The following is a 1,902-nucleotide window of genomic DNA, read 5'->3' as shown; positions in this document are numbered from 1 at the left end:
TTGGCGCTTATAAGTCTTTCAAGGCTAATTGCGGTACACTCGCGAACGGACGTTCAATCAATTTACAGCCCAAGAGCAGTTAGTGAATAGCTATGACCCAGATCGTATATCTCGATCAGAACGCCTGGGTAAGCCTCGCGCGTGGATCGTGGGATAAGGTACGATATCCTAGAGAGCACGCCACTCTTACCAAGGTAGTGGAAACGGTTCAGCGCAACCATATCGTCGTTCCGCTGACCTTCACCAATCTCTACGAGACCTCGAAAATCAATGTCCCGTATCGGCGTGCTAACATGGCGCGAGTGCAAGCACTAATTAGCGGTGGCACTGTGTTTCGCGATCGACGCCGGATTCTTGCGGAAACGCTTTCGGCCTATATCGCCGATAAATGCTCGATACCGAAGAAAAAGCTACCGCCATATTGGTTTATTTCCGATTTGTGGTTTGAATCGGCCGGAGACTATTCTCCAGATCGCTATGGGTTCGAGATTTCAGATCGGGTGATTGAATTTATTAGGAAAGACCCAGCACGCGCGATGTTCGACTATCTCGCGTTCAACGACGAAGCGATGCGGCTTGAAGCCGTAAAGCGCTACAGCCGAGGCTCCGCTGACCTCCTCGCCCTTATTGAGGTCCGACGCGGTATTGTAGCAAATGAAACGCTCGCATTGAGAAAGCGAGCGTACGCCGCTAGGATGATCATTAACGAGCTAGACTTCATTTTGGCGACGGCGCGTCTTCTTGGTCTTGCTTGGTCAACCGTCAGCGACATCGGATCTTCGCTAGTGCGTAGTATGATTGTAGATATCCCAGTGTTCAACGTCGAGCGTGAGTTGGTTGTCCGACTTGAGGATCAAGCCAGAACTATTTCCGAGAACGACCTGCGAGACATGATGGCTTTTATGACCGCCCTCCCCGCTGGCAGACGTAGTCGTCGCGGAAAAGCAATTCGTGAATCTTGCGCGGCAGGCGCAACTCGACAAGCGCTATGATACTACCCTGATGACCTCAATCTTCGATTTATGAGCTATGTAGAAGCCGACAGATCGGCACCTACAAGCCGCGGCTTTGGGCGCACGATGGATGCTGAAACAAGTTCAGCATGACGGTAGAGAGTGGCAGAAAGGCCTGAGCGCTAGCGCCTCTCCGCAACGGGCGGGACGAGCAAAGTGCATCCGCGCTGCCGCACACCAAGGAGGATAAACCACCAACGCCAACCGCTCCCTACCGAACTGTTCCGCTCACTCCCCACTTTACCGTCGCCTTCTGCGTCTTGGCGTTCCAGAAGATCTGGATTTTTGCTGATCGTGCAGAGGTCAAATTGGTCCACTGGGCTTCGTCGCCATCGGTGAAGATGACTTTGAGGTCGTAGTTGCAGACGGCGTTCTTGGCGTTGAAGGTGATGGGACCGAGGCGGTGTCTTCCAGCACTTCGTCTTCCATCACGTCGTCGCCCCCAGCCTTGGCCGAGGGCGGGCGAGACATAAAACTTCGGCGATGTCGTTGCCGGTCTTGTTGAACAGGGTGAAGTTCTGGTCCCCGGCGATGGCGGGCGCGGCGAGAAACAGGGCGCAGGCGCCCAGGATGATGGCAATCGGTTTCGTGAATAATCCCCCCGTGCCGATGCATGTCATCGGCGCGGGGACCGTGTAAGATAGTGCGCTGACCGTAACAAGCGTCTGTTTCGGGGCGCTTAATCCAGATTTGGCCGCAAATACCGTTCCGCCGTGTCGATATCGATGCCGCGCCGTCCGGCATATTCCTCCAACTGGTCGCGGCCGACGCGGGGCGCGCCGAAAATATTTCGGATTTGGGCGTGGCCGAAAATAGAAGCCGCTGACGGCGGCCGTGGGGGAGCATGGCGAAGCTCTCGGTCAGGGTGATGCCGGTCGCGTGATGGGCG

Annotated in this window: 2 protein-coding genes and 1 pseudogene; 1 reads left to right on the top strand and 2 read right to left on the bottom strand. The window is 55.4% G+C overall.

Annotated features, from left to right (window positions below; all coding sequences use genetic code 11):
- The first annotated feature begins 92 nt into the window (after positions 1 to 92).
- Positions 93 to 992: a hypothetical protein gene (locus tag BF95_RS25205; protein ID WP_043155588.1), complete on the top strand. Its 900-nt coding sequence runs from the start codon at positions 93 to 95 to the stop codon at positions 990 to 992.
- Positions 993 to 1,441: 449 nt separating this feature from the next.
- Here the strand turns inward: BF95_RS25205 and BF95_RS25200 are convergent, their stop codons facing one another.
- Complete coding sequence (locus BF95_RS25200) at positions 1,442 to 1,633, bottom strand: hypothetical protein (protein ID WP_043155585.1); 192 nt, start codon at positions 1,631 to 1,633, stop codon at positions 1,442 to 1,444.
- Positions 1,634 to 1,692: 59 nt separating this feature from the next.
- A pseudogene (locus BF95_RS30130) lies at positions 1,693 to 1,902 on the bottom strand (vitamin B12 dependent-methionine synthase activation domain-containing protein); the annotation flags it as partial.

Origin of the sequence: Sphingobium sp. Ant17 (assembly GCF_000588875.1) — a bacterium.
Taxonomy (GTDB): domain Bacteria; phylum Pseudomonadota; class Alphaproteobacteria; order Sphingomonadales; family Sphingomonadaceae; genus Sphingobium.
This window is presented reverse-complemented; position numbering and strand designations above follow the sequence as displayed.

What these genes read in the sequence shown, in the direction of transcription:
- BF95_RS25200 (WP_043155585.1), bottom strand. Translation starts at nt 1,633, where the DNA reads ATGACATGCATCGGCACGGGGGGATTATTCACGAAACCGATTGCCATC.
- BF95_RS25205 (WP_043155588.1), top strand. Translation starts at nt 93, where the DNA reads ATGACCCAGATCGTATATCTCGATCAGAACGCCTGGGTAAGCCTCGCG.